The 7,935-nt window shown below is 75.0% G+C and carries 9 protein-coding genes and 1 riboswitch; of the genes, 5 read left to right on the forward strand and 4 right to left on the reverse strand.

What is annotated here, in order from left to right:
• Positions 1-139 precede the first annotated feature (139 nt).
• On the forward strand, positions 140-703 hold the full coding sequence (locus MA879_RS06950; RefSeq protein WP_248124404.1) for a universal stress protein: 564 nt from the start codon (positions 140-142) through the stop codon (positions 701-703).
• On the opposite strand, the gene MA879_RS06955 is transcribed toward MA879_RS06950, so the two are convergent.
• Positions 670-2,172 (reverse strand): mechanosensitive ion channel family protein, encoded by a 1,503-nt coding sequence (locus MA879_RS06955; protein WP_248124407.1) that lies wholly within the window; start codon positions 2,170-2,172, stop codon positions 670-672. The genes MA879_RS06950 and MA879_RS06955 overlap by 34 nt on opposite strands.
• 111 nt (positions 2,173-2,283) lie before the next feature.
• Here MA879_RS06955 and hisD point away from each other — a divergent pair, with 111 nt between their 5' ends.
• Entirely contained in the window at positions 2,284-3,603 is a 1,320-nt protein-coding gene (gene hisD, locus MA879_RS06960; RefSeq protein WP_248124410.1) for a histidinol dehydrogenase, read from the forward strand.
• Positions 3,600-3,983: an RNA-binding S4 domain-containing protein gene (locus MA879_RS06965; RefSeq protein ID WP_248124413.1), complete on the forward strand. Its 384-nt coding sequence runs from the start codon at positions 3,600-3,602 to the stop codon at positions 3,981-3,983. Before hisD ends, MA879_RS06965 begins: the two co-directional genes overlap by 4 nt.
• A 231-nt stretch (positions 3,984-4,214) precedes the next feature.
• On the opposite strand, the gene MA879_RS06970 is transcribed toward MA879_RS06965, so the two are convergent.
• Positions 4,215-4,841: a hypothetical protein gene (locus tag MA879_RS06970; protein WP_248124416.1), complete on the reverse strand. Its 627-nt coding sequence runs from the start codon at positions 4,839-4,841 to the stop codon at positions 4,215-4,217.
• Between the two features lie 216 nt (positions 4,842-5,057).
• Positions 5,058-5,176, forward strand: a riboswitch (SAM riboswitch).
• Between the two features lie 79 nt (positions 5,177-5,255).
• Here MA879_RS06970 and MA879_RS06975 point away from each other — a divergent pair.
• Together MA879_RS06975 and MA879_RS06980 are read left to right on the forward strand one after the other, a co-directional pair.
• Positions 5,256-5,783 carry a flavin reductase family protein gene (locus tag MA879_RS06975; RefSeq protein ID WP_248124419.1) on the forward strand — a complete coding sequence of 176 codons (528 nt, stop codon included), beginning with the start codon at positions 5,256-5,258 and terminating at the stop codon, positions 5,781-5,783.
• 244 nt (positions 5,784-6,027) lie between these two features.
• Positions 6,028-6,231 (forward strand): cold-shock protein, encoded by a 204-nt coding sequence (locus MA879_RS06980; protein ID WP_135029249.1) that lies wholly within the window; start codon positions 6,028-6,030, stop codon positions 6,229-6,231.
• 130 nt (positions 6,232-6,361) lie between these two features.
• Here the strand turns inward: MA879_RS06980 and MA879_RS06985 are convergent, their stop codons facing one another.
• Positions 6,362-6,898, reverse strand: coding sequence for an MFS transporter (locus tag MA879_RS06985; protein WP_248124422.1), 537 nt, complete (start codon positions 6,896-6,898; stop codon positions 6,362-6,364).
• A gap of 336 nt (positions 6,899-7,234) precedes the next feature.
• Positions 7,235-7,935: MFS transporter (locus tag MA879_RS06990; RefSeq protein ID WP_248124426.1), on the reverse strand; the 701-nt coding region annotated here is incomplete at its 5' end.

The raw sequence follows: 7,935 nt of genomic DNA on the forward strand, positions 1-7,935 counted from the left end.
TCGCCCTGGGTCAAGGCGACCCTGCGAGAAGGGGTCGATCCCGTGGGTGCAGAAACGGAGGGGAACCTCCGGCGCGGGGCTACAGTGGCCCCGACCGGCGGGAACGCCTCCCGCCTCCGCGGACCGGAAAGGGACCGTCATGACCATCCTCGCCGCCTACAAGAACAGCGCCACCGCCAAGGCCGCCCTGCACACCGCCCTGGACATCGCCCGGGAGACGGGCGAGGAGGTCGTGGTGGTCAACGCCGGCCCGGGTGGGGAGCACCGGAGCAAGTCCCTCATCACGGAGGCCGAGCAGCTCGAGCTGCAGGCCGTCCTGGACGCCTCGGGCGTGCCCGCCACGTTCCGCCAGTACGCGCGCGACCGCTCGACGGCGGACGAGGTCACCGCGGTGGCCGCCGAGCTCGAGCCCTCCCTCGTGGTGATCGGCCTGCGCCGCCGCGGCGGATTCGGTCGGCTCGTGATGGGCTCGCTGGCGGACGAGCTGCTGCAGAAGGTGGACCAGCCGGTCCTGTGCGTCAAGGAGTACCGCGGCACCACCCCGGATGCCGTCAGCCACGTCGCCGAGACGGACCCCTCGCTCGGGGACACCGCGCCCTCGCAGCCGTACGAGACCCCGCGGCCCTTCGCCCACGCTCAGGACCCCCACGAGGACCCGACGCGCGGCGCTCAGCCCCGCGAGGGCGGCTCCTCCGCCGTCTGAGCGTCCTCCGCCTGGCGGGCGCGGCGCTCGGCGTACGCGGCCTCACCGGGGCCGTCCATCTCGTGGTTCCGCCGCACGGCGCGGATCGAGCCGGTGTAGAGCGAGGCGTTCTCCCCGGCCTGCGCCAGCGGCACGGACCCGGTGCGGGGCCGCGTCCCGGTGGCCGGCCCGCCCTCGCTCCCCGGCACGGTCGGCAGCGGCCGCGTCGCGGGCCCGGGGACGTCCGCTGAGCCCGACCCGGCCCCGCCGCCGGACGCCCCGCCCGCCGCGGCACCGGACGTCGTGGCGGAGGCGGGCGCGTCGTCGTCGTGGGGGGCGTGCAGGGGCCGCTCCACGAGGCGCTGCGTGTAGATGCCCTCGGGGTACTCGGCGCGCAGGAAGCCCACGAGGTCCTCGCGGACCAGGCAGCGCAGGTCCCACAGGTCGCCGGAGTTGCGGGCCGAGACCACCGCGCGGATGCGGACCATGCCGCCGACCGCGTCGATCACCTGCATGGCGTTCTCCTGCCCGTCCCACAGCTCGGTGGACTCGAGCAGCTCCGTCAGGCGCGCCCGCAGCGCGTCCATGGGCACGAGCCAGTCCACGTCCATCTCCACGACGCCGGCCACCTGCGAGCCCACGCGGGTCCAGTTCTCGAAGGGCTCGGAGGTGAAGTGGGAGGACGGGTAGACCATGCGTCGCCCATCCCACAGCTTGACCACCACGTTGGACAGGGTGACCTCCTCCACGGTGCCGAACACGCCCTTCATGTCCACCACGTCCCCCACGCGCACGGAATCCGTGAAGGCCAGCTGGAAGCCGGCGAACACGTTGGTGAGCGTGGACTGCACGGCCAGGCCGGCGATCACGGAGATCAGGCCCGCGGAGGCCAGCAGGCCGGCGCCGAGCGAGCGCACCTCGGGGATGGCCAGCAGCACCGCGGCCAGGGCCACCACCACGATCACCGCGTTCAGGACCCGGCGGATCAGGATGGTCTGGGTGCGGATCTTGCGCTCGCGGCGGTCGTTGACGCCGGGGTGGCGGTACCTGGCCAGGACGGCGCCCTCCACGGCCCCCACGATCCGCCACGCCGCCCACGCCGCCGCGGCGGCCACCGCCACGAGCAGCACGAACGACGCCGGCCGGAACCACGCCTGCTCCTCCGCCATGACGGTGAGCGCCACGCGGGCCCCGAGCAGGCCGGTGAACAGGGAGACCGGCAGGGTGAGCCGCGTGACCTGCGCCCGGATGCCGTCCCGCCGGAACAGCACCAGGCGGGCCAGCACGAACAGGCCGTAGGTGACCAGCCCCACCGTCACGAACGCCCCGGCCACGGCGGCCACCGTGCCCCACTCGACCCCCAGGACGGCCGCGGCGCGGTCCGCCCCCTGAGCCACGTCCTGCTCCACCGACTCCGGCACCACCTGCTCGGCGGTCAAGCGGACGGCGGACGCGAGGGAGGGGGCGGGGGGCACGGTCGCGGCAGGCATGACGTCAGTCTGACACCCGCGCCCGGACGCCTCCCGGGACGGAGCACAATGGACCCTGATCGCGCCGCGGCACCCCCGCCGGCGGCGCCCCTGCGACCGGGAGGAACCCCCGTGCTCTCCGTGACCGACCTGCGTGAGCTCGACACCGCCACCGCCGACCTGTCCCGGGTGATCCCGCGCGCGGACGTGGACGTGGCCTCCGTGGTGCCGCGGGTGGCGCCCATCATCGAGCGGGTCCGCGGCGGCGGCGAGCAGGCCCTCCTGGACCTCGCCGAGGAGTTCGACGGCGTCCGCCCGCCCGCCCTGCGCGTGCCGGCCGAGGCCCTCACCGACGCGCTCGAGACGCTGGACCCCGCCGTGCGCGCGGCCCTCGAGGAGTCGATCCGCCGCGCCCGCGCGGTGCACGCCGCCCAGGTCCCCGCCGGCTCCACGGTCGAGCTCGGCGAGGGCGCCGTCGTCGAGAACCGCTGGGTGCCGGTGGAGCGCGTGGGCCTGTACGTGCCCGGCGGCCGCGCGGTGTACCCGTCCTCCGTGGTGATGAACGTGGTGCCGGCCCAGGCGGCCGGCGTCGCGTCCCTCGCGGTGACCTCCCCGCCGCAGCGGGACCACGGCGGGCTGCCGCACCCCACCGTGCTGGCCGCGTGCGCGCTGCTGGGCGTGGACGAGGTCTACGCCGCCGGCGGCGCCCAGGCCGTCGCCATGCTCGCGCTCGGCGTCCGGAGGGACGACGGGGAGGGCTGGCTCTGCGCGCCCGTGCGGATGGTGACGGGGCCGGGCAACGTGTACGTGGCCGCGGCGAAGCGGGCCCTGCAGGGCGTGATCGGCGTGGACGCCGAGGCCGGGCCGAGCGAGATCGCGGTGATCGCGGACGGCACCGCGCGGGCGGACTGGGTGGCCGCGGACCTGATCAGTCAGTCCGAGCACGATCCGCTGGCCGCGTCCGTGCTCATCACCGACTCGGAGGAGATCGTGCGGGACGTGCTGGCCGCCGTCGAGGCCCAGGTGCCGGGCTCGTACCACGAGGAGCAGATCCGGGTGGCGCTGACCGGCCCGCAGTCCGGCGTGCTGCTGGTGCGGGACATGAAGCAGGCGCTCGAGGTCTCGGACCTCTACGCCACCGAGCACCTGGAGATCCAGACGCGGGACCCCGACGCCCTGGCGGAGCGCGTGCGCAACGCCGGCGCCGTGTTCGTGGGCCCGTACTCCCCCGTGCCGCTGGGCGACTACTCGGCCGGGTCCAACCATGTGCTGCCGACCTCCGGCACCGCCCGGTTCTCCTCCGGCCTGAACACCGTGACGTTCCTGCGCTCGCAGCAGCTGATCCGCTACGAGGAGGCCGGGCTGCGGGGCGTGGCCGAGGGGATCTCCGCCCTGGCCGAGGACGAGCGCCTGCCTGCCCACGGGGCGGCCGTCCGGGCGCGGTTCGCGTGAGCGGGGGCACCGTCCGGCTGGACGCATGGCTGTGGGCCGTGCGCATGTACAAGACCCGCTCCGCGGCCACCGCGGCGGTGCGCGGCGGGCACGTGCGCGTGAACGACGAGCCCGTCAAGGCCGCCCACACGCTGGCCGTCGGGGATCGGGTCCGGCTGCGGAAGGACCAGCGTGAGCGGGTCCTCGAGGTCACGGGGCTGATCTCCAAGCGCGTGGGCGCCCCCGTGGCGGTGAAGAACTACATCGACCACTCGCCCGCGCCGATCCCGCGGGAGCTGCTGGCCGCGCCCGTCCGCGAGCGCGGTGCCGGTCGGCCCACCAAGCGGGACCGCCGGCAGCTGGACGCCCTGCGCGGGCGGGACGGGGCCGAGCGGGGCTGACCCCCCTGCCGGGCCTCCGCCGTCGCCGGACTGCTGCGAGGCGCTCCGCGCCGGAGACGTCGCCGGACGTCGGCACGCCACGCTGTGCGGGCTCGCGCTCAGCCGCCCTCCACCCGGCCGTCCAGTGCGCGCACGTCCGCCTTCACATGCCCGCCGGACGCGGACTGCATGCTCCCGCACGGGCCCGCCGCGCACAGGGCGGAGGCGAGCGCACCTCCCCTGCGGCGGCACTCAGCCCTGGCCATCGCCCTCGACCTCACCCACGACGAAGCGGAAGGGCCCACCGTCATCGGCCCTGACCAGGAACGTGACGTCCCGCTGCTCGGAGAGGGGCGGGAGGGTCGCGGTCCAGCCGCAGTCCTCCGACCACACCCCCCGCTCGACCGCTCCACCCTCGCCCAGGGACAGGGATGAGCCGCCTGTCGCGCCGTCGGGGCAGACCAGCACGACGCGATGACGCGTGCCCTCGGGGACGTCGACCAGTGTCAGGCGCAGGTCCCCGTCGGCGACGCTCTCCTCGATCCGCGTGACGCCCTCGAGGTCACGGAAGTCCGCCTGGTCGGCGGCCCACTCCTCGAGCGTGGGGCCGTCCTCCTGGAACAGGGACGCCGGGACGGAGGCGGGTGCGTCCTCGTCCAGCAGGAGAGCCGAGGAGCCCCCCGATGTGGGAGTCGGCGCGGCCGCCGCGGGGTCGGACGACGACGGCGTCGTCGACGACGCCGCGGCCGTCGTCGTCGTGCCCTTCGGAGCCGGCTCCCCGCCGCCCGAGCACCCGGTGAGCGCCAGTCCCGCGACGGCGAGGCCGGCCGCGAGCACGCCGCGGCCCGGGCGAGGTCGTGTGGTCTGAACGGTGCGCATGGGCGCCCCCCTCCTCCGCGGGCCTGGGCCCACGCTCCTGCGGCGGGGCCGCCGTCGGCGGTCTCGACCCTCCCCCCGTGATCGAGTCGACCGATCATGCACCCGAGGTGCGATGCGTGTCAACGGTCACATCCGGCCTCTCCGTGACGCCGCGCGTCGCCCGGCTCCCGGTCCGCTTTGACCGCCCTGCGGGCCGCTCCGTAGGGTGGTCCCCAGAATCACGAGTCCCCGTCATCACGGCCCTGGCCGGCGGGGCGGCAACCCTCTCACGCCGTAGTGGGGTGCTCCAGGTGAGGATTCGGCCCCCGGGGACCTCCGGCGGGCAAGTACCGCGTCTCCGTGGATCCCGTCCAGATCCGCGTGGAACACCCGCGCACCGCGGAGCCGCGTCAGTCATCGGAAGAGGACTCACGCATGACCTGCACGCTCGCCCGCCTCCCCGGCTCCCTGTGGAGCACCGATGTGTCCAAGGACTCCCTGCGTCACGGGCTGTCCGCGTTCCCCACGGGCGTGGTCGCCGTGACCGGGCGCGTGGACGGCCGGGACGAGGTGATGGTCTCCTCCTCGTTCGGCGTCGGGATCTCCTGGGAGCCCGCCCTGGTCTCCTTCTCCGCCCAGAACACCTCCCGCACATGGCCGCGGCTGCGCCGGGCCGAGACGATCGGCATCTCCCTGCTCGCCGAGGACCAGACCCACCTGTGCCGGCAGCTCGCCTCCCGCGACGGCGACCGGTTCGCCGGAGTGGACGTGCACCGGTCCCCGCTCGGGGCCCCCCTGCTGGACGGCTCCAGCCTGTGGCTGGAGACGCGGATCCACGCGGAGGTCCCCGCCGGGGACCACACCGTGGTGCTGCTCGAGGTCACCGGGTTCGCCGACCGCACCGACGACGCCCCGCCGGCCACCCTGCACCGGAACCTGTTCCACGGGCTGCGGGGGCTCTGAGCGCGGCTCCCGGCACATGAACAGCCCATGAACATGACCCCCGTGGTCACCACGCGCTCCAAACTGTGCCATGATGGAGCCTGAAGTTGATCTAGCTGTACATCGCACTTCCGTGCTTGTCAGGTCCGGTTCCCGGTCCCGATGGGTGTGGGGCAAGCGGTTCAGTCTTGCCGCTTCACCCGCTGACGCACCGTCAGCGGTCCCCACCGTCCTCGTCACGAGGGCACATCGAAAGGACACCATCATGGCTGTCGGCACCGTCAAGTGGTTCAACGCAGAGAAGGGCTTCGGCTTCATCGCCCCGGAGGACGGCTCCGCTGACGTCTTCGTGCACTTCTCCGCCATCACCGGCTCGGGCTTCAAGGAGCTCCAGGAGAACGACCGCGTGGAGTTCGAGACCCAGCAGGGCCCCAAGGGCCTGCAGGCCGCGGACGTCACCAAGATCTGATCAGCTTCCCCTGATCTTCCCGGGGCACTCCCCCGGATCCTCGTCGGCCCCCGCCGCTCCCCTCGGAGCGACGGGGGCCGTCGTCGTCCCCGGGGCCGGGAGCGGCCGGAGCATCCCCGGGCGGCCCGCCTCAGGGACGACGCCGATCGCGCGCCACGCGCTCCGCGCCCGAGACCGCGAGCACCCCGCACGCGCACCAGACCGCGGCGCCCGGTCCGAGCGGAGCTGCCAGCAGGCCGGACGCGGCCGGCAGGAGCACCTGTCCCAGCCGGTTGCCCATGAGGCGCACGGCCAGCGCCGTGGACCGCCAGGACCGCGGCACCGCCTCGCTGATGAGGGACATGGTCAGCGGCTGACCCAGACCCAGCGTGAGACCGCCCACCACCATGGCCGCCGCGGCGAGCGGCAGCAGCCCCGGCCGGGCCAGGGCGGAGGGGACCACGGCGATGGCACCGGCGGACACCAGCAGCGCCACCTGCAGGAGCAGCTCGCGGCTGAACCGGCGCCGCACCACCGGCAGCAGCACACGGGACACCAGCGAGCCGGCCCCGCGCAGGGCCAGCAGCGCGCCCACCCAGCCGGCTCCCCCACCGTGCCGCTCGCCGACCAGCGGCAGGAACGCGGTGAGGATGTCCAGGACGGCCAGCAGGGCCAGGGAGGCGCCCATGGCCGAGAGCACCCCCGGGCGTGCCAGGATCGCCCCCGCCGCCGGCCACGAGCCAGCCGCCCAGCAGCGGGCCGAGCATCTGACCCACCGAGTACGCGGCCGTGAACCAGCCGAACCCGGCGTCCAGGCGAGCGGCGGCGGCACGGCGGGCGATCGCGGCCTGCCCCGCGATCGTGAACGCGAGGTGGCCCATGCCCAGCACCGCGGAGGCCGCCACCACGCCGGCCACGTCCCGGGCCAGGTTGAGGGCGGTCTGCGTGAGCACCGCGCCGGCCACCAGGGCCCACAGCCACCCGAGACCCCGCAGGCCCGACGTCGGCACGGGGCCGCCGGCGCTCATCCGGCGGACCCGGCCGCAGCGCGATCCGCGTGGCGGCGCAGCACGAGCACCACCATGAGGGCGAGCGCATAGCCCGCCCCCACCGCAGCGAAGCCCAGGCGGATGTCCCCCGTGAGGTCCCGCAGCAGGCCCATGACGAGCGGCCCGCACGCGAATCCGGCGTACATGCCCATGGCGTTCACGCCGGTGGCCCGGCCCAGGTGCTCCGCGGGGACGGTGTCCAGCAGCCCCGCGTTGATGACCACGTTGGCCCCGAGCACCGTCAGGCCGTGCACCGCGGCGCCGGCCCACAGGAGGGCGGGCGCGCGCGCGAGGTCCGCGGCCAGGAACACGCCGACGCCGGCCAGGGCGCCGAGGACGATCCCCGAGAGCAGCGTGGTGGGCCGGTGCCCGGCGCTCATCCGGCGGCCCCACCAGATGCGGGAGAACACCCCGACCACGCCCGAGGCGGCCGCCGCGGCTCCGCTCAGCACGAGCGTGAGCCCGAGGGACTCCACCGCGAACAGCGGCAGGTACGTGTTGGTGGCCTGCATGCCCAGGCCCGTGAGGAAGGCGATCGCGGCGAAGAACCACACGGTGGCCGGCAACGGGGCGCGGTCCGCGCGGGCACGGCCGGGCCGGGCGGATCCGGCGCGCCCGCCGCGGGCCCTGCCGGTCCGCTCGGCCCGCTCGGCGACGGCGGCCGAGGCACCGGACG

Source organism: Micrococcus lacusdianchii (assembly GCF_023155805.1).
Classification (GTDB): Bacteria; Actinomycetota; Actinomycetes; order Actinomycetales; family Micrococcaceae; genus Micrococcus; species Micrococcus lacusdianchii.